This is a genomic window from Enterobacter sp. FUJ80071 (assembly GCF_038739915.1).
GTDB lineage: Bacteria > Pseudomonadota > Gammaproteobacteria > Enterobacterales > Enterobacteriaceae > Enterobacter > Enterobacter kobei.
Genome location: NZ_JBBXKH010000001.1, coordinates 4,720,453 through 4,739,551, shown reverse-complemented (window position 1 = coordinate 4,739,551; position 19,099 = coordinate 4,720,453). Strand labels below are relative to the sequence as shown.

Here is a 19,099-nt window from a genome sequence, read left to right as displayed (position 1 = left end):
GGAAGGTGTAACCACATGAAAAATATAGCACTTAATTCATCAGGCATTCATTTTTTTGTCATTTTTATTTTAAAGATCGCCGTTTTGTCCGTGAAATATGACAACGGCTGTCATAAACAGCCGTTAATGGATTAGTGTCCGATTTCAATCGTCAGGGTAGCCGTGCCGTTGAACGGACCGGGCGCGGGTCTGGACCCGGTTGCGCTAGCCGGAGCGCTTGAAAACGTGAGCGTCCCCAGCGTCTCGCCTTCCAGAGTCACGGGCATTTTCGTCGTTTCCGCCTCAAGTTCACCGCCGTTTACATTAATTTCCCTGTTATGTTTATCGTAAATCTTAATCCCCACGTCCGGATTATCGGTGGCTACCATCGTACTGTCGGCTGTCGCGGCAGAGGCGTGGAAGGTTGCACCCAGCGTGTCGGTAAACATCATATTTGAACATTTGATATTGACCTGCCGGGTAATCTTGCGGGAAGACACCGCCTGGCCCCGGTTAGCTGAGAATTCCGATGCCAGAATAGACTTGAAATCAATCATTATCGCCTGGCCTTCATCTATTTCGCAGGTTTGCGGGACCGTGACCGATCCCTGCACAATCACATCCGAGATGATTTCGTTCGAGACGGTACGGGGATCGATAGTGGCATAGATATTTGCCATGACCATCGACGGTATAGTGATCGTGCCGGTAAATTGTTTTTTGACATACAGATAAATAAAGCCCGACCCACCGCTGTAAAACGTGGTTTGCGAACTGACGCCATTATGACACCGGTACGTTCCCCCAATGTCATTTGGCAGGTGATCGAAGGGAACGGTGGTGTAGCCAACGCCAAGAATGTAGATTTGCAAACCGATATCAAGATACTTATTGAGATAATAATAGGAGATATTGTTTCTGCTAGTGGTGGGCTGCAGGGCTGGATTAACCACGCTGGTGATGTAAGCATGATCGTAACTTTCATTTTTCCCCGTCTGGTAGTAGCACGTTCCCTTAAACGAGGTCGTAGAGTTATTCATATCGATCATATGCTGCATGCCAACCAGGTTATCAAGCGTCGTTAATTGTTCCGCGACAGTGAAATAGTTATGGTATTTGCCATTGTCAGGTACGCAGTAGCCGGTAGGCGCCGCCTGTAAAAAAAAAGCGGCAAAAAAGAGAGTAAAAAGCCAGAATTGGGGTTTCATTCTTATCCTTTATCGACAAATGACAGGCAGTTGCACAAGCCCGGAATCAGGTTTCTGATGGATGTGGTAATCAGCCAGACAGGCCTTGCCGCTGCTGAGCGTCAGCGAAAATTGCCCCGATTCGGGCATCCCGGCGAGATAGAGTTCACCTTTGTCACCGACAATTCCCGTTGCGCTTCCCACATCAAGCGCAGCGGTACCCACCGCACCAAACGGTGCAGGCTTGCCGTTCGCCAGTGAAACGCTAAACAGCACCCGATAGCCGATGTGCGTAACAAACTCGGCTTTCACCACCGCGCCACGCGTAGGCACCAGGTTTTGCACGCTGCATTCCAGCTCAACGTTGCCTGAAACAAAATCCTTATTCTGAAGCGCAATACGGTTCTCATCGTAGGGTGAAAGCTGCGTCTTCACGGTGTAGCCGCGCCAGTCGGTGGCAACGCCGCTGGCGTTATCTACCGATAACCCTGCCTCACCAGGCGCTTTGATCAGCGCCACCGTTTCGCCCATCTCCTGCGAGAAGGTGATGCCTTCGTCGTGGATCAACACGCCGCCGCTGACGCCGTAGTTCAGGCTCTGGCTTTCGTCGCTCCAGGCATAATTCGTCTTTAGCGAGCCGTAGGACGCATCCCAGACCAGACCCGCATTTCCCGCCGAGGTGCCGCGGTTTTCATACACGGACTGCTGTATGTTCCAGCTCAGATTGTTATCGTCGAGCAGATTGCCGTTCAACCCAATCTGGTGGGAAGGTGTGCCATGGTTGCTGTGGGCGTAGTTGTAGTTGACGTAGCTGTTGGGTAACCAGGCCGAAAGCGGCAGAGACAGCGACAGCATAACGAGATGCTCGCTTTCATCTTCTTGTTGCCACTCTCCCATGCTGTCAGACACCGTATCGGTATAGTTCCACGACAGGTTCCACACGACCTGCTTCCAGCTGTTGCTGTAGCCTATCTGTATCAGGCGCTGCACATCGTCCGTACGCCAGAATTGCTCCCGGCTCAGCGTAAGATAGACATTACCGTACCCCTCGGAAAACGGTTGGGTCCAGGTGCCTTCTACCCGGCTGCGGCGGTTGCCCGTATGCCAGAAGTTCTCGCTATCGCCCGTGCGCGATGCCCATTCGCCCAGGGTGTAAAACCCTTCCGTTGAATAGCGATAACCTACAATACGCAGGCTGGTATTGCTGACGTCGAACGTTTTTGAGTACAGAAAACGCCAGGATTGCCCCTGCTCGTCATCATCCGTAAAGTGCGATTGGGCATGGGTGATATCCATCGAAATAGCGCCGATATTGCCGAGATCTTTACCAACGCCGGCGGCAAACGCGCGGTAATCGTCTGCCAGCTGCGTGCCACCATACAGCGTCATTCCCCACGCCATTCCGTGCAATACCTGTGCCTGCATCACCTCTGGCATAAACCGATCGTTATCACGACGCTCGCCAATGCTGATGTCCACATCCGTTTGCCCCTCCCGACGCAAAATTGCCAGAGATGCGTAAGGCTGAACAAAATGCTGCTCGCTGCCGTCTTCCTCTTTGATGGTGACGTCCAGATCTCCGCCGCTTGAGGTGGTGTTGAGATCGGTCAACGCAAACGGCCCCTGCGGCACGGCCGACTGATAAATCATGTAGCCGTTCTGGCGGATGGTGACCACGGCGTTGGTTTTCGCCACGCCGCGCACCACCGGCGCAAAACCGTTCTGGCTATCGGGGAGCATGTCGCTGTCGGTGTACAGACGCACGCCGCGCACCTGTGAACTGTCGAAGAGATCGCTCGCGGTCCACGTATCACCCGCCATGGCCTGGCTGCGCAGGCTGGCAATATCATGCTGTAAGTACGTGCTCAGCGAACGAACGTTACCGCGGCTGTTGACCGCATTTAAGGCGCTATAGTTACGCAGGCGCCATCCGCCAATGTTCAGCCCGCTGCGTAAATTCAGGTAGTAGAGATCGTCACTGTCATAGTCTGACTTCAGCGTCTGGGTCGTGGAGAAATCGTAGTTCAGCATCAAAGCGTCGATACCCTGATCCCAGCGCGAGGGCGAAATGGCGTCACGCGCCGTGGCGTCCAGATAGACCTGAGGGATCGACGCCTTCAGCGCAAGCTTTTCGCTGTCCAGCGTCCATTTCGCGCCAGGCAGCACCGGCACCGGTTCACAAACTTCAGCATTCACCGTATCCAGCGCTTTAATCGCGTTTACTTTCAGGCCAAACATCGCCAGCGTGTTTTTTACATCCACAAAACAAGTCGCAAACGCACTCTCCGGATCTTGGCGGAAAAAACGCACCGCCCTGCGCGCAATGAATCGATCGTTCACATAGATATCAACCTGATATTCTCCTTCAGGCAGGTTATCCGGGCGATTGAACTGGCTGATATCGACCTCAATGGGCCGATCAAGCTCCAGCAGACGCACGTTAAAGAGTGGTCGTGTGGCACTGACGAGAAGCGGATAGCTTCCTCCCAGCCACAGCAGGGATAAAATCAAAGAGTGAAAACGTTTCAATACAAGCAACCCCGCCGCGGTTAAAGAGGTTGCTGAATAGCGTCGCTAATCGCGCCGTAATCATTAATACTGTGCCAGATGAGCATTTTGCTCACGCCAGCAGGCAGCGCCAGCCGACGTGTCTCAAACGGCATTATCATCGCCAGGTCGAGCGGCTTGCCATCAATAGCCACGTCGATCACATTGACGTGAATGGCCGTCGGGTTGGTGACCACCAGCATGCTGCCCTGCCGTTGCCATTTCACTTTCAGAGCGGCTGTTTCAGGCGTTTCCTTAACACCCGCCGGACGCCAGAAGAGTTTAATGCGCGTTTTGATGGCAATTTCCAGCTTGCTGCTTTCTTCGGTTGTCGACGGGGGAATATTTTTAATATTCAGCCAAAACACGGACTCCCTGTCAGACGGTAATTCGCCCTGAGTTTTAATGATACGCAGGACACGCTCCTGGCCGGGCTCCAGCCGGGAGACGGGAGGAATAACCGTAAAGGGCGGCTGGTGCTTATCCGCATTGTTAAAAGGCTCAACCCATGCCTGAAGAAGGTAAGGCAGTGCCGTATCTTTATTTAAGACAGAGAGGGTGGTATCTGCTTTATTTCCAGGGAAGATAACGCGGGTGCCACCAATAACAATCCCGGCACTTGACGTCCCGGTAGCGAATGAGAAAAGAAGAGTAACAAATAAAATTATAAAACGCCTGCGCATATTATATCCTGTAACAGGCCTGGATAATTTCCGATAAAAGGGCGCAACAAACCCAACCTCACCAGGCCTGATTATTTTTTTACAGAAAGAGATTGAAGGAATTAATTACTGTATGTAATCGTAAATTCCGAATCCGCATTGGCAGTGCCCGCCGTTACGGTTGCAGACGTGGCGATATAGCGAGCCATAAATGGTAACGACGCCTTGCCGGAGGAAATAGTGGCAGGCGTAGACTGATTGTAAAGCTTAAGCAGACTGTTATCGGCGCGGTTATAAATTGCAATCGCAACGCCACTCGCCCCGCCAGAAGACAGCTTCAGGTACCCGTCACCGTCTTCGGTGCCGTCAAAACGGGCGCTGGCTTTTTTGTAGGTATCCGGGCAGTTCAGCAGATCGATCTGGAATGCCTGAACCGACGCCATTGACCCCACGCCGGTAAACGTTGATTTATTCACTTTGCCTAAATCAACGGTCTGGTCTTTAGTACCGGTAGACACCTCACAGGTACTATCGATAATTTCGCCCGTGAAATGGACAGTACCATTGCCATTGGCCGCATGTGTCTGCGCACCGAAAAATAAAGAGGAAAGCACAACAATGCTCTTTAACGTATTTCCTTTCATTACAACACCATCCTGAATTATACATTGCAAAATACTATTTCCCTGATAAATGCTTCAGGGCATACAAGCGAAGAGCATTAAACTCTTTAAAATAAAAAATAACAAGAAGAAATATTATTCTATTATTCTCGCCTGCCGAATATGGAATAGTTCAGGATGAAGTGAGGTCTTAATGTAATATTATATTTAAAAAAACAGGGTTAATTCTACCAGGATTTATATATCTCTATTATTCCAGAATTATATTTTCAGAGTAAATTTATATTTACCGATCAAAAAATAGCCCCGCAATCATAGATTTATGGGGCTATTTCACTTCAATATATAAAATTATTCAACAGTGACCGATTTCGCCAGGTTACGCGGCTGGTCAACATCAGTGCCTTTGATCAGCGCCACGTGATAAGCCAACAGCTGCAGCGGAACAGTGTAGAAGATCGGTGCAATCACCTCTTCGACATGCGGCATTTCGATGATGTGCATATTGTCGCTGCTGGCAAAACCGGCATCTTTATCAGCGAAGACGTACAGGACACCGCCGCGGGCGCGCACTTCTTCGATGTTGGATTTCAGTTTTTCCAGCAGTTCGTTGTTTGGTGCCACAACGATGACCGGCATATCCGCATCAATCAGCGCCAGAGGGCCGTGTTTCAGCTCGCCTGCCGCATAAGCTTCAGCGTGAATGTAGGAGATCTCTTTCAGCTTCAGCGCGCCTTCGAGCGCGATCGGATACTGATCGCCACGGCCCAGGAACAGGGCGTGATGTTTGTCAGAGAAATCTTCCGCCAGTGCTTCAATGCGTTTGTCCTGAGACAGCATCTGCTCAATACGGCTCGGCAGCGCCTGCAGCCCGTGAACGATGTCGTGCTCAACGGAAGCATCTTCGCCTTTCAGACGCGCCAGCTTCGCCACCAGCATCAGCAGAACCGTCAACTGAGTGGTAAACGCTTTAGTAGAGGCGACGCCAATTTCGGTGCCCGCTTTGGTCATCAGCGCCAGATCGGACTCGCGCACCAGTGAAGAACCTGGAACGTTACAGATGGCCAGAGAGCCCAGGTAACCCAGCTCTTTAGAAAGACGCAGCGCTGCCAGGGTATCTGCCGTTTCACCGGACTGAGACAAGGTGATCATCAGGCTGTTGCGACGCACAGCGGATTTGCGATAGCGGAATTCAGACGCGATTTCCACGTCGCACGGCACACCCGCCAGGGATTCAAACCAGTAGCGAGAGACCATACCGGAGTTGTAGGAGGTGCCACAGGCGACGATCTGAATATGCTCAACCTTGCCGAGCAGTTCATTGGCATTGGCACCCAGTTCGCTCAGATCCACCTCACCGTGGCTAATGCGCCCGGTCAGAGTGTTTTTGATCGCGTTTGGCTGCTCGTAAATCTCTTTCTGCATGTAATGACGGTACGCGCCTTTGTCGCCCGCATCGTACTGCAAATTAGATTCAATCTCCTGACGCTTAACCTGCTCGCCTTTGGTATCGAAGACGGTCACGCTGCGGCGAGTCACTTCCGCGATATCTCCCTCTTCCAGGAAGATAAAGCGGCGGGTCACCGGCAGAAGTGCCAGCTGATCGGAGGCGATGAAGTTTTCCCCCATCCCCAGACCGATTACCATTGGGCTACCGGAACGCGCGGCCAGCAGCGTGGACGGGTCGCGGGAATCCATGATTACCGTACCGTACGCACCGCGCAGCTGAGGAATAGCGCGAAGTACCGCTTCACGGAGCGTGCCGCCCTGTGCCAGCTCCCAGTGCACCAGGTGAGCAATCACTTCGGTGTCGGTTTCAGAGACAAAGGTATAACCGCGCGCTTTCAGTTCTTCGCGCAGGGGTTCGTGGTTTTCGATAATGCCGTTATGGACGACCACGATGTGTTCAGACACATGCGGGTGGGCGTTACCTTCGGATGGTTCACCGTGCGTCGCCCAGCGGGTGTGCGCAATACCCGTCCCGCCGTGCAGCGGATGTTCTTCCGCAGCCTGGGCCAGCATCTGCACTTTACCCAGGCGGCGCAGACGGGTCATATGACCTTCTGCATCTACGACAGCCAGACCGGCAGAGTCGTAACCACGGTATTCCAGACGACGTAAACCTTCGAGAAGGATTTCAGCAATATCACGCTGCGCAACTGCGCCAACAATTCCACACATATTTTAGATTCCGAATTTAGGCATGATGCCTGCGTTGTCGCTGACCTGTATTTGCCCTTTCCGGGCACCCCGAGCCTTGTAGAGAGTGGGGTTATAGTTATGGGTACTGCTTGTGGGGGGAGATATATATTTATCTCCTCACCCGGGTTTGCCTGATGACGGCTACGCCTTATCAGGCCTACTCAATGGTTGGGCGGGTAAGCGTAACGCCACCCGCCTTGTTGTTACTTCTTCTTCACCGGGCGTTTCCAGCCCTGCTTGTGCACCTGCGGCACGCGGCTTAACACTAACTCGTTATCCGCCACGTCACGTGTCACGGTCGTCCCGGCGGCAATGGTCACGCCGTTACCTACGGTGACAGGCGCCACCAGCTGCGTGTCAGAACCCACAAACACGTCGTCGCCGATAATGGTTTTGAACTTGTTGGCACCGTCATAGTTACAGGTAATGGTTCCTGCACCAATATTCACGTTGTCGCCAATTTCTGCGTCACCCAGATAAGTCAGATGACCGGCTTTCGAGCCTTTCCCCAGACGCGCTTTTTTCATTTCCACGAAGTTGCCTACGTGAGCGCCTTCCAGCAGCTCAGCACCTGGACGCAGACGCGCAAACGGACCGATAGTACACGCCGCGTCCAGATGAGCATCTTCAACCACGCTGTACGGGCTAATTTCGCAGTCGTCACCGATGACGCTGTTTTTGATAACACAGCCGGCGCCAATTTTGACGCGGTTGCCAAGCTGAACGTTACCTTCAAGGATAACGTTAGTATCAATCTCAACATCTCGCCCGTGCGACAAGGTCCCGCGCAGATCGAAACGCGCTGGATCGCGCAGCATTACGCCGGCCAGCAACAGCTTTTCGGCCTGCTCAGACTGATAAATGCGCTCGAGACGAGAAAGCTGCAGACGGTTATTCACGCCGTCCGTTTCACTGATGCGCGCCGGATGAACGGCGGCAATTTCACGCCCTTCGTGGTACGCCATCGCAATGATATCGGTGATGTAGTACTCACCCTGCGCGTTGTTGTTATTGAGCTTCGACAGCCAGCGCTTCATATCTGCGCCATTGGCAATCAGGATACCGGTGTTGATCTCCTGAATCTGACGCTGTTCATCGCTGGCGTCTTTGTGTTCAACGATACCCGTTACGTGGCCGTTCTCACGCGTGATACGGCCATAGCCCGTTGGGTCGTCCAGCACGACGGTTAATAAACCGATGCCGCCCTGCGGTTTGGCTGCACGCAGGCGAGTCAGCGTCTCGACGGAGATCAGAGGGACGTCTCCGTAGAGCATCAGGATGTCTTCGTCATCGGCAAAGAAAGGGGCGGCCTGCTGCATTGCATGGCCAGTACCCAGTTGTTCAGCCTGGAGCACCCAGTTGAGCGCGTCATCGCTCAGCGCCTTTTTAAGCAGATCGCCACCGTGTCCATAAACCAGATGGACCTGACGGGCCCCCAGTTCATTCGCTGCATCAATGACATGCTGCACCATTGGCTTTCCTGCCAGACGGTGAAGCACTTTAGGCAGATCGGAATACATGCGGGTACCTTTGCCAGCGGCAAGGATCACCACGCTCATCGCACTGTTTGACATACGCATCCTGACGGTAATTTAAGTGAGAAGTAAAAACGTTTGATGCTTAAAATTCTACATCTTTTTCATCATGAATTAAGGCACAAAAAAAAAGCCAGCCTGGTATACAGACTGGCTTTTGAGCTTTTCAAGCCGGTGTTACATCGCTTTTTTGGTCAACTCGATAACGCGCAGTTTCGCGATCGCTTTGGCCAGCTCCGCAGACGCCTGAGCGTAATCCACGTCACCATGAGAGCTGCTAATGTGCTCTTCAGCCTTACGCTTCGATTCCAGGGCTCGTGCTTCGTCGAGATCCTGGCCACGAATAGCGGTATCGGCCAGAACGGTCACACTGCCTGGCTGCACTTCAAGAATGCCGCCGGACAGATAGATAAACTCTTCATGACCGAACTGTTTAACGATGCGGATCATACCAGGCTTAATGGCGGTGAGCAGCGGTGCGTGACCCGGGAAAATACCCAGTTCACCTTCACTACCCGTTACCTGGATTTTCTCGACCAGACCAGAGAACATTTGTTGCTCTGCGCTGACGACATCCAGGTGGTAAGTCATTGCCATATCACCCTCCGATTAAGGCGTTAAAGTTTTTTGGCTTTTTCCACTGCTTCTTCGATGGAACCAACCATGTAGAACGCCTGCTCTGGCAGGTGATCGTATTCGCCTTCCATGATGCCTTTAAAGCCACGGATGGTGTCTTTCAGGGAAACATATTTACCCGGAGAACCGGTGAATACTTCCGCAACGAAGAACGGCTGGGACAGGAAGCGCTGGATCTTACGCGCACGTGCTACCACCAGTTTGTCTTCTTCTGACAGCTCATCCATACCCAGGATGGCGATGATGTCTTTCAGTTCCTGGTAACGCTGCAGCAGGGACTGTACGCCACGCGCGGTGTCGTAGTGTTCCTGACCCACAACCAGTGGATCCAGCTGACGGCTGGTGGAGTCCAGCGGGTCAACGGCCGGGTAGATACCCAGAGACGCGATCTGACGGCTCAGTACCACGGTTGCATCTAAGTGCGCAAAGGTGGTGGCTGGTGATGGGTCAGTCAAGTCATCCGCAGGTACGTATACCGCCTGAACGGAGGTGATAGAACCGGTTTTGGTAGAGGTGATACGTTCCTGAAGAACACCCATCTCTTCCGCCAGCGTAGGCTGATAACCTACCGCTGAAGGCATACGACCCAGCAGTGCAGATACTTCAGTACCGGCCAGGGTGTAACGATAGATGTTATCAACGAACAGCAGAACGTCACGGCCTTCGTCACGGAACTTCTCAGCCATCGTCAGACCAGTCAGCGCAACGCGCAGACGGTTTCCTGGTGGCTCGTTCATCTGGCCGTAAACCAGGGATACTTTGTCCAGAACGTTAGAGTCGGTCATTTCGTGGTAGAAGTCGTTACCCTCACGAGTACGTTCACCTACGCCCGCAAACACAGAGTAACCGGAGTGCTCGATCGCGATGTTACGGATCAGCTCCATCATGTTTACGGTTTTACCTACACCCGCACCACCGAACAGACCAACTTTACCGCCCTTCGCAAACGGACACATCAGGTCGATAACTTTGATGCCGGTTTCCAGCAGTTCCTGAGAGCTTGACAGCTCTTCGTAGGAAGGTGCCGCGCGGTGGATAGCCCAACGCTCTTCTTCACCGATGTCGCCTTTCATGTCGATTGGCTGACCCAATACGTTCATGATACGACCCAGTGTTGCTTTACCTACAGGCACTTCAATCGGGTGCTCAAGGTCTTTCACTTCCAGACCACGACGCAGACCGTCGGAAGAACCCATCGCGATGGTACGCACGATACCGCCGCCGAGCTGCTGCTGAACTTCCAGCACCAGGCTCTCGTTACCATTCTGTACCTCAAGCGCGTCGTACACGCGTGGTACGGCGTCCTGAGGGAACTCGACGTCCACCACGGCGCCGATTACCTGGACAATCTTTCCAGTAGCCATCTTGAATCCTCTACGTAATTCGTAAACCTGGTTAAACCGCGGCGGCCCCCGAGACAATCTCGGTGAGTTCCTGAGTAATGCTGGCCTGACGAGCTTTGTTGTAAACCAACTGCAGCTCTTTAATCAGGCTGCCGCCATTATCGGTCGCGGCTTTCATCGCCACCATTCGTGCGGCCTGCTCGCTGGCCAGGTTTTCTACAACGCCCTGATAAACCTGAGATTCAACGTAACGACGCAGCAGGGTATCCAGCAGCGGTTTCGGATCGGGTTCATACAGGTAATCCCAGGCTTTCTGCTTCAACTCGTCATCTTCTGATGCCGGTAAAGGCAGCATCTGAGTGATCGTTGGTACCTGAGACATGGTGTTAATAAATTTGTTGCTGACAACGTACAGTCTGTCCAGACGGCCTTCATCATAGGCCTGCAACATCACTTTAACCGGGCCGATCAGTTCGGACAGGGACGGGTTATCACCCATACCGGTCACCTGAGCGACAATGTTGCCACCAACGGAGTTAAAGAAAGAGACGCCTTTAGAGCCAATCAGTGCCAGATCGCACTGAACGCCTTTATCGGACCAGCCTTTCATATCCGCCAGCAGTTTTTTGAACAGGTTAATGTTCAAGCCGCCACACAGACCACGGTCAGTCGACACCACCAGGTAGCCCACGCGCTTAACGTCGCGTTCTTCCAGGTAAGGGTGCTTGTATTCCAGATTACCGTTTGCAAGGTGACCAATCACTTTGCGCATGGTCTCTGCATAAGGACGGCTGGCCGCCATGCGATCCTGCGATTTACGCATTTTGGAAGCGGCGACCATCTCCATCGCTTTAGTGATCTTTTGCGTGTTCTGGACGCTTGCGATCTTACTACGTATCTCTTTTGCGCCGGCCATGAGCTTCTCCTCAATGCCAGGCGGCTTGTCCTGAGACAAGCCGCCGGACGATTACCAGGATTGGGTTGCTTTGAAGGAATCGAGGATAGCTTTCAGCTTGCCTTCGATTTCGTCGTTATAGCCACCGGTCTGGTTGATCTCTTGCATCAGCGGAGCGTGATCACGGTCGACGTAAGCCAGCAGAGCGGCTTCGAAGCTACCGATTTTCGCCAGTTCCACATCTTCGAGGTAACCGCGTTCAGCCGCGAACAGTACCAGGCCCTGCTGAGCAACAGACATTGGTGCGTACTGTTTCTGCTTCAGCAGCTCGGTCACTTTCTGACCGTGGCTCAGCTGTTTACGGGTTGCTTCGTCCAGATCGGATGCGAACTGAGAGAACGCAGCCAGTTCACGATACTGTGCCAGCGCGGTACGGATACCACCGGACAGTTTCTTGATGATCTTGGTCTGAGCAGCACCACCAACACGGGATACGGAGATACCCGGGTTAACCGCCGGACGAATACCGGAGTTAAACAGGTTGGTTTCCAGGAAGATCTGACCATCGGTAATGGAGATTACGTTGGTCGGAACGAACGCAGAAACGTCACCCGCCTGGGTTTCAATGATCGGCAGTGCGGTCAGAGAGCCCGTTTTACCCTTCACTTCACCTTTGGTGAAGTTCTCGACGTATTCCGCGTTAACGCGGGAAGCACGCTCCAGCAGACGAGAGTGGAGGTAGAATACGTCGCCCGGGAATGCTTCACGTCCTGGTGGACGACGGAGCAGCAGGGAAACCTGACGATAAGCAACAGCCTGTTTAGACAGGTCATCGTATACGATCAGTGCATCTTCACCGCGGTCACGGAAGTATTCGCCCATTGCGCAACCCGCGTATGGCGCCAGGTATTGCAGTGCAGCAGATTCAGAAGCGGTAGCCACAACCACGATGGTGTTAGCCAGCGCGCCGTGCTCTTCCAGTTTACGAACCACGTTAGAAATGGTGGACGCTTTCTGGCCGATGGCCACGTACACACATTTGATGCCGGAGTCACGCTGGTTGATGATGGCGTCGATTGCCATCGCGGTTTTACCGGTCTGACGGTCACCGATGATCAGTTCACGCTGACCACGACCGATTGGGATCATGGCGTCAACAGACTTATAGCCTGTCTGAACAGGCTGATCGACGGACTGACGATCGATAACGCCTGGTGCGATAACTTCGATTGGAGAGAAGCCATCGTGCTCAACCGGACCTTTACCGTCGATTGGCGCACCCAGGGTGTTAACAACGCGGCCCAGCAGGCCACGGCCAACCGGCACTTCCAGAATACGGCCAGTACACTTAACCTTCATGCCTTCGGCGAGGTCAGCGTATGGACCCATCACAACCGCACCTACGGAGTCGCGCTCCAGGTTCAGTGCGATAGCGTAACGGTTACCCGGCAGGGAAATCATCTCACCCTGCATACAATCGGCCAGGCCGTGGATGCGGATAACACCGTCACTTACAGAAACAATAGTACCTTCATTGTGAGCTTCGCTCACAACATTGAACTGAGCAATGCGCTGCTTGATCAGTTCGCTGATTTCGGTGGAATTCAGTTGCATGCTCCAGTCCCCTTAAGACTGCAAGACGTCTGCAAGGCGTTCAAGACGGCCGCGTACGCTGCCATCAATGACCATATCACCCGAGCGGATGATTACGCCTGCCATTACAGACTTATCGATTTTGCAATTCAGCTTAACTTTGCGTGACAGACGTTTTTCCATCGCGGCGGTGATTTTCGCAAGCTGTTCATCACTCAGTTCAGTCGCTGAAGTCACTTCGACTTCAGCTGTTGCTTCACTAAGGGCACGTAAGTGCTCAAACTGCTCGAGAACATCCGGGAGCACACGGAGACGACCATTTTCTGCCATCACCTTAATCAGGTTCTGGCCGTTGGCATCCAGTTGCTCTCCGCACACGGCGATAAACGACGCGGCGAGAGTTTCAGGCGCTAACGCACCGGAAAGCAACTCGGCCATTTGTTCGTTTTTCGTCACCTCAGCGGCAAACGCCAGCATATTCTGCCAGCGATCGACATTTTGGTGTTCGATAGCAAAGTCAAAAGCTGCTTTGGCGTAGGGGCGAGCTACCGTAACAAATTCAGACATCAGCCCCTCCCTCCTTACAGTTCAGCGACAAGTTTGTCCACGATGTCGCTGTTAGCAGCTTCATCCACGGAACGTTCGATGATCTTCTCGGCGCCAGCAACAGCCAGAATCGCAACCTGCTTACGCAGTTCTTCACGAGCACGTTTACGCTCAGCTTCAATTTCAGCCTGAGCCTGTGTCACGATCTTAGTACGTTCCTGTTCTGCTTCAGCTTTGGCTTCGTCCAGGATCTGCGAACGGCGTTTGTTAGCCTGTTCGATGATGACCTGAGCTTCCGCTTTCGCTTTTTTCAGCTGGTCTGTCGCGTTGGCCTGTGCAAGGTCCAAATCTTTCTTAGCGCGTTCTGCAGAAGCCAGACCGTCAGCAATTTCTTTCTGACGTTTTTCGATGGCAGCCATTAAAGGCGGCCATACATACTTCATGCAGAACCAGACAAAGAGAATAAACGCGATGGCCTGGCCGAGGATTGTTGCGTTCATGTTCACAGCACAATACCTCTTAAATTTCTGTGGCTTGGGGTTTTAAAACAACAACTACGCGACAGCAAACATCACGTACAGACCCAGACCTACAGCGATCATTGGGATAGCATCCACCAGACCCATAACGATAAAGAACTGAGTACGCAGCAGAGGAATCAGATCAGGTTGACGCGCTGCGCCTTCCAGGAATTTGCCCCCGAGGATGCCGATACCGATCGCAGCACCGATAGCCGCCAGACCCATCATCACAGCGGCAGCCATGTACAGCAGATCCATATTCAGGTTTTCCATGACAGTCTCCAGTTTGTTTCAATTAAAACGTAGTAGTGTTGGTAAAAAATCAGTGCTCTTCAGACGCCATCGACAGATAGACGATCGTCAGAACCATGAAGATAAAGGCTTGCAGCGTAATGATCAGGATGTGGAAAATGGCCCATGGCACATTCAGAATCCACTGTGACCACCACGGCAGAAGACCCGCGATCAGAATGAAAATCAGCTCACCCGCATACATGTTGCCGAACAGTCGCAGACCCAGTGAAACAGGTTTGGACAGCAGGCTAACGCCTTCCAGGATCAGGTTGACCGGAATAAACGCCCAGTGGTTGAACGGCTGCAAGGTAAGCTCTTTCACAAAGCCGCTTACGCCTTTCATTTTGATGCTGTAGAAAAGAATCAGGATAAACACGCCCAGCGCCATCGACAGAGTGATGTTCACGTCCGCAGACGGTACAACACGCAGCGCAGGCAGGCCGAAGATGTGCTCGCCGATGAACGGCAGCAGGTCAATTGGCAGCAGGTCCATCAGGTTCATCAGGAAGACCCAAACGAACACGGTCAAGGCCAGCGGAGCAATCAGCTTGCTCTTACCATGGTACATGTCTTTCACGCTGCCATGGACGAAGCCGATGATCATTTCAACGAATGTCTGGAATTTCCCTGGAACACCGCTGGTCGCCTTTTTAGCAACGCTGCGGAACATGGCCAGGAACAGAAGACCCAATACCACCGAGAAGAACATGGAGTCGATGTTGATCGTCCAGAAGGTGGCCGGGGGGTTATGCGGATCCACCAGCGAGAATGTACGCAGGTCCAGCTGAAGGTTATTCAGATGGTGACCTATGTAATCCTGCGGCGTCATATTTTCTGAAGCCATGATGCCTTTTACCCTTTGTTATTGATTACAGCTGGAGCCAGAACTTGTACCACCAGCACCAAAACCCACGTTGCTATCAGCGGCATGAAGACCACTTTCAAAACCGCCAGCGCCATCACCAGTAGAGCAAAGGTCAGCAACACCTTACACACTTCGCCAAGAGCGAAGGACCAGGCCACGCGGCCTTTGGCGGGTGTATGCGCCTGATGACGCCAGGCAAAAATCATAAACAACACGTTTGGCAGCACAACTGCCAAACCCCCGCACACGGCGGAGATGCCCCAGAAGGGGTCTTTGAGGCTAAACAGCAGTCCACTTGCTATCACAGCCAGAAACTGAATGAACAGAAGCTTACGAGCAACGTTTCTACTCAAGAGCGACACAGACATCACGTTTTTACTCCTGCTCCCTTCGAGGTATGCCGCGTGTCGTATAAAACGTCCTTTAAGGCTCAGAGTCAAGCATCAAAAAGCGGACAAATTATACGGTGCGTACCCGTGATTTCAAACATTAAGTAGCGAAAAGGTGAATAAATGTTTAAATATTTTTCCCCACCGCTATTTTTCAACTTTCGCTGAAAGCATCGACCTTCGAGCAAAACTGCAAACAGCGCGAAAACGTTGACTACAAAGCGTGCACGAGATCACAAAACACACATTTGCGATAAGGTTGTATTTATCAAAGCCGTAAATCGCACAGGAGTATCTTTCTGAAATCAAAGATAAAATATCGCAACTATTTTCAAAACAGCCCCGTACACAATAAAAACCTTTTATTGACATTCTTAATAAATAATTAACATCGCACTCTGATTACAGTCTTCCACTTTTAGCAGACTGATATTTTCATAGTTGACTATCTTCACGGTGAATAATAGGCGCAACGTTAACCATAAGAAAAACCATAGTAAAAAAGAGGTTAAATGCTAACGGGTAAATCCATGTGAGTTGTGCTGTTTTTTAACATCACCAGAACAGCACAAATTCCACATTTTTTATTAATTTTTTAAAAATTGTTTGGCTTAATTATCACCAGATGACGTTCACCGTCGAGCTGAGGAATGTTTAATTTCTCGATGGATTCAACGGCAAAACCGTCCGGAAGCTGTTCAATTTCATCACCCGGCAGTTGCCCTTTCAGCGCATAGAAACGCCCTTTCTCTTCTGCGGGCAAATGTTTACACCAGCTCACCATGTCATTGAGTGAAGCAAAGGCGCGGCTGATAACACCGTCAAACGGCGGTTCTGCCGGAAACGCCTCTACCCTGCTTTGAACGGGCGTGATGTTCTCAAGCTTCAGCTCATGCTGAACCTGTCGTAAAAAGCGCACGCGCTTACCGAGGCTGTCCAGCAGCGTGAAATGACTTTCCGGCCGGACAATCGACAGCGGAACCCCTGGCAGACCGGGCCCCGTGCCAACGTCGATAAAACGCTCACCCTTCAGATACGGTGCCACAACGATGCTATCGAGAATATGGCGTACCAGCATCTCGTTGGGGTCGCGTACCGACGTCAGGTTGTACGCTTTGTTCCATTTGTTCAGCATATCGACATAGGCCACCAGCTGATTTTTCTGGTGATCGGTGAGCGAAATACCTGCCTGATCCAGCAGACGAGAGAGTTTGTTGAGCACGGTGAATACCTGTTGGAAAACTTAGGTGGCGGGTGGCGCTTCGCTTACCCGCCCTACGGCTTCAGTAGGCCCGGTAAGCGCATCGCCACCGGGCAATGTTCTGGGCATTACGCGCTGCGGCGCAGCATACCCTGTTTCTTCAACCACACCAGCAGAATCGAAATCGCGGCGGGCGTAACGCCAGAGATACGTGATGCCTGGCCGATGGATACCGGTTTATGATCGTTCAGCTTAGCGATCACTTCGTTGGAAAGCCCCGTCACCTGACGGTAGTCCAGCATTTCCGGCAGCAACGTGTTTTCGTTACGCTGCTGTTTTTCAATCTCATCCTGTTGGCGCGCGATATAGCCTTCGTACTTCACCTGAATTTCGACCTGTTCAGCGGCTTCGGCATCTTCAAGACCCGGGGCGAACGCGGTGAGTTTCACCAGATTCTCATAGGTCACTTCCGGACGACGCAGCAGATCTTCACCGCTGGCTTCGCGTGAGAGCGGAGCAGTTAAGTGAGCGTTCACTTCGGCAGCGGTTTCCGCCTGTGGATTAACCCACGTGGTTTTCAGACGCTGACGTTCCTGTTCAATGCGCTCCAGCTTCTCGTTAAAGCGTGCCCAGCGTTCGTCATCGACCAGACCCAGCTCGCGGCCCATTTCAGTCAGACGCAGGTCGGCGTTATCTTCGCGCAGCATCAGGCGATATTCCGCACGAGAGGTAAACATACGGTACGGTTCTTTTGTGCCCAGGGTGCAGAGATCGTCAACCAGTACGCCCAGATAGGCCTGAGAACGCGCCGGGGCCCAGCCCTCTTTTTCGGCAGAGAAACGGGCAGCGTTCAGACCGGCCAGCAGACCCTGTGCAGCTGCTTCTTCGTAACCGGTGGTGCCGTTAATCTGGCCCGCGAAGAACAGACCGTGGATGAATTTGCTCTCCAGGGTTGGCTTCAGGTCACGCGGGTCGAAGAAATCGTACTCAATAGCGTAGCCAGGGCGAACGATTTTCGCATTCTCCATGCCCTGCATTGAGCGAACAATCTGCATCTGCACATCGAACGGCAGGCTGGTGGAGATACCGTTCGGATAAATTTCGTTTGAGGTCAGCCCTTCCGGCTCCAGGAAGATCTGGTGCTGGTTACGATCGGCAAAGCGCATCACTTTGTCTTCGATCGACGGGCAGTAACGCGGACCGATCCCTTCGATCACACCGGCGTACATTGGGCTGCGATCGAGGTTATTGCGGATCACGTCATGGGTTTTTTCGTTGGTATGCGTGATGTAGCACGGTACCTGCTGCGGATGTTGCGCCGCATTGCCCATGAACGAGAAGACCGGCATCGGGTTATCACCGTGCTGTTGCGCAAGCACGCTGAAATCAATGGTGCGCGCATCAATACGTGGCGGTGTGCCAGTCTTCAGGCGGCTTACGCGCAGTGGAAGTTCACGCAGACGACGAGAGAGCGGAATGGATGGCGGATCGCCTGCACGGCCACCGCTGTAGTTATCCAGACCAATATGAATTTTCCCGTCCAGGAAGGTGCCGACGGTCAGTACCACCGCTTTGGCGCGGAATTTAAGGCCCATCTGGGTCACAGCACCCACGACGCGATCGTTCTCAACGATAAGATCTTCTACCGCCTGCTGGAAGATCATCAGGTTTGGCTGGTTCTCCAGCGCGGTACGTACGGCCTGACGATAAAGCACGCGGTCTGCCTGTGCACGAGTGGCACGCACTGCCGGCCCTTTACTCGCGTTTAGTATCCTAAACTGGATGCCTGCATGATCGATCGCTTTCGCCATCAGGCCGCCAAGCGCATCCACTTCTTTTACCAGGTGTCCTTTCCCAATGCCGCCAATCGCCGGATTACAGGACATTTGTCCCAGCGTGTCGATATTGTGTGTCAAAAGCAGGGTCTGTTGACCCATACGCGCTGCGGCCATTGCGGCCTCAGTGCCTGCGTGACCCCCGCCAATGATGATGACGTCAAAAGGATCCTGATAAAACATGGTGGTCTGCCTCGCGTAAAGCGGTATGAAAATGGATTGAAGCCCGGGCCGTGGATTCTACTC

17 protein-coding genes are annotated in these 19,099 nt (G+C 52.6%); all 17 read right to left on the bottom strand.

Annotation, left to right across the window (positions count from 1 at the left end; translation table 11 throughout):
* Window positions 1-131 precede the first annotated feature (131 nt).
* A complete protein-coding gene (locus AAER43_RS22900) occupies window positions 132-1,187 on the bottom strand; it encodes a fimbrial protein (RefSeq protein WP_050863396.1) in 1,056 nt (351 codons plus the stop codon).
* Window positions 1,188-1,196: 9 nt separating this feature from the next.
* Window positions 1,197-3,665 (bottom strand): fimbria/pilus outer membrane usher protein, encoded by a 2,469-nt coding sequence (locus tag AAER43_RS22895; protein ID WP_342702034.1) that lies wholly within the window; start codon window positions 3,663-3,665, stop codon window positions 1,197-1,199.
* Window positions 3,666-3,715: 50 nt separating this feature from the next.
* The gene (locus AAER43_RS22890) at window positions 3,716-4,396 is read right to left on the bottom strand and encodes a fimbria/pilus periplasmic chaperone (RefSeq protein ID WP_050863394.1); all 681 of its coding nucleotides are present in this window, start codon (window positions 4,394-4,396) and stop codon (window positions 3,716-3,718) included.
* A gap of 101 nt (window positions 4,397-4,497) precedes the next feature.
* Window positions 4,498-5,019 carry a fimbrial protein gene (locus AAER43_RS22885; protein WP_014881887.1) on the bottom strand — a complete coding sequence of 174 codons (522 nt, stop codon included), beginning with the start codon at window positions 5,017-5,019 and terminating at the stop codon, window positions 4,498-4,500.
* Window positions 5,020-5,349: 330 nt separating this feature from the next.
* On the bottom strand, window positions 5,350-7,179 hold the full coding sequence (gene glmS, locus AAER43_RS22880) for a glutamine--fructose-6-phosphate transaminase (isomerizing) (RefSeq protein ID WP_014881886.1): 1,830 nt from the start codon (window positions 7,177-7,179) through the stop codon (window positions 5,350-5,352).
* Window positions 7,180-7,403: 224 nt separating this feature from the next.
* On the bottom strand, window positions 7,404-8,774 hold the full coding sequence (gene glmU, locus AAER43_RS22875; RefSeq protein ID WP_045134506.1) for a bifunctional UDP-N-acetylglucosamine diphosphorylase/glucosamine-1-phosphate N-acetyltransferase GlmU: 1,371 nt from the start codon (window positions 8,772-8,774) through the stop codon (window positions 7,404-7,406).
* Window positions 8,775-8,912: 138 nt separating this feature from the next.
* Entirely contained in the window at window positions 8,913-9,332 is a 420-nt protein-coding gene (locus AAER43_RS22870; protein WP_006177560.1) for a F0F1 ATP synthase subunit epsilon, read from the bottom strand.
* A 20-nt stretch (window positions 9,333-9,352) separates the two neighbouring features.
* Window positions 9,353-10,735, bottom strand: a complete 1,383-nt coding sequence (gene atpD / locus AAER43_RS22865; RefSeq protein WP_003862362.1) for a F0F1 ATP synthase subunit beta — start codon at window positions 10,733-10,735, stop codon at window positions 9,353-9,355.
* 31 nt (window positions 10,736-10,766) lie between these two features.
* Window positions 10,767-11,630, bottom strand: coding sequence for a F0F1 ATP synthase subunit gamma (gene atpG, locus AAER43_RS22860; protein ID WP_014881884.1), 864 nt, complete (start codon window positions 11,628-11,630; stop codon window positions 10,767-10,769).
* 51 nt (window positions 11,631-11,681) lie between these two features.
* Window positions 11,682-13,223 carry a F0F1 ATP synthase subunit alpha gene (atpA, locus tag AAER43_RS22855; protein WP_028017764.1) on the bottom strand — a complete coding sequence of 514 codons (1,542 nt, stop codon included), beginning with the start codon at window positions 13,221-13,223 and terminating at the stop codon, window positions 11,682-11,684.
* Window positions 13,224-13,235: 12 nt separating this feature from the next.
* Entirely contained in the window at window positions 13,236-13,769 is a 534-nt protein-coding gene (gene atpH, locus AAER43_RS22850; protein WP_008500192.1) for a F0F1 ATP synthase subunit delta, read from the bottom strand.
* A gap of 14 nt (window positions 13,770-13,783) precedes the next feature.
* A complete protein-coding gene (atpF, locus tag AAER43_RS22845; RefSeq protein WP_003862370.1) occupies window positions 13,784-14,254 on the bottom strand; it encodes a F0F1 ATP synthase subunit B in 471 nt (156 codons plus the stop codon).
* 48 nt (window positions 14,255-14,302) lie between these two features.
* Window positions 14,303-14,542 carry a F0F1 ATP synthase subunit C gene (gene atpE, locus AAER43_RS22840; RefSeq protein WP_000429386.1) on the bottom strand — a complete coding sequence of 80 codons (240 nt, stop codon included), beginning with the start codon at window positions 14,540-14,542 and terminating at the stop codon, window positions 14,303-14,305.
* A gap of 49 nt (window positions 14,543-14,591) precedes the next feature.
* Window positions 14,592-15,407, bottom strand: a complete 816-nt coding sequence (gene atpB / locus AAER43_RS22835) for a F0F1 ATP synthase subunit A (protein WP_014881883.1) — start codon at window positions 15,405-15,407, stop codon at window positions 14,592-14,594.
* An 8-nt stretch (window positions 15,408-15,415) separates the two neighbouring features.
* Window positions 15,416-15,796, bottom strand: a complete 381-nt coding sequence (gene atpI, locus AAER43_RS22830; protein ID WP_008500194.1) for a F0F1 ATP synthase subunit I — start codon at window positions 15,794-15,796, stop codon at window positions 15,416-15,418.
* A gap of 616 nt (window positions 15,797-16,412) precedes the next feature.
* Entirely contained in the window at window positions 16,413-17,039 is a 627-nt protein-coding gene (rsmG, locus tag AAER43_RS22825) for a 16S rRNA (guanine(527)-N(7))-methyltransferase RsmG (protein ID WP_014881881.1), read from the bottom strand.
* Window positions 17,040-17,146: 107 nt separating this feature from the next.
* On the bottom strand, window positions 17,147-19,036 hold the full coding sequence (gene mnmG, locus AAER43_RS22820) for a tRNA uridine-5-carboxymethylaminomethyl(34) synthesis enzyme MnmG (protein WP_008500196.1): 1,890 nt from the start codon (window positions 19,034-19,036) through the stop codon (window positions 17,147-17,149).
* Between the last annotated feature and the right edge of the window lie 63 nt (window positions 19,037-19,099).

Coding starts and splice junctions, on each gene's coding strand:
- atpI (WP_008500194.1), bottom strand. CDS start 15,796: ATGTCTGTGTCGCTCTTGAGTAGAAACGTTGCTCGTAAGCTTCTGTTC.
- atpG (WP_014881884.1), bottom strand. CDS start 11,630: ATGGCCGGCGCAAAAGAGATACGTAGTAAGATCGCAAGCGTCCAGAAC.
- mnmG (WP_008500196.1), bottom strand. CDS start 19,036: ATGTTTTATCAGGATCCTTTTGACGTCATCATCATTGGCGGGGGTCAC.
- AAER43_RS22900 (WP_050863396.1), bottom strand. CDS start 1,187: ATGAAACCCCAATTCTGGCTTTTTACTCTCTTTTTTGCCGCTTTTTTT.
- glmU (WP_045134506.1), bottom strand. CDS start 8,774: ATGTCAAACAGTGCGATGAGCGTGGTGATCCTTGCCGCTGGCAAAGGT.
- AAER43_RS22885 (WP_014881887.1), bottom strand. CDS start 5,019: ATGAAAGGAAATACGTTAAAGAGCATTGTTGTGCTTTCCTCTTTATTT.
- atpE (WP_000429386.1), bottom strand. CDS start 14,542: ATGGAAAACCTGAATATGGATCTGCTGTACATGGCTGCCGCTGTGATG.
- atpB (WP_014881883.1), bottom strand. CDS start 15,407: ATGGCTTCAGAAAATATGACGCCGCAGGATTACATAGGTCACCATCTG.
- atpH (WP_008500192.1), bottom strand. CDS start 13,769: ATGTCTGAATTTGTTACGGTAGCTCGCCCCTACGCCAAAGCAGCTTTT.
- AAER43_RS22890 (WP_050863394.1), bottom strand. CDS start 4,396: ATGCGCAGGCGTTTTATAATTTTATTTGTTACTCTTCTTTTCTCATTC.
- atpD (WP_003862362.1), bottom strand. CDS start 10,735: ATGGCTACTGGAAAGATTGTCCAGGTAATCGGCGCCGTGGTGGACGTC.
- AAER43_RS22870 (WP_006177560.1), bottom strand. CDS start 9,332: ATGGCAATGACTTACCACCTGGATGTCGTCAGCGCAGAGCAACAAATG.
- glmS (WP_014881886.1), bottom strand. CDS start 7,179: ATGTGTGGAATTGTTGGCGCAGTTGCGCAGCGTGATATTGCTGAAATC.
- atpA (WP_028017764.1), bottom strand. CDS start 13,223: ATGCAACTGAATTCCACCGAAATCAGCGAACTGATCAAGCAGCGCATT.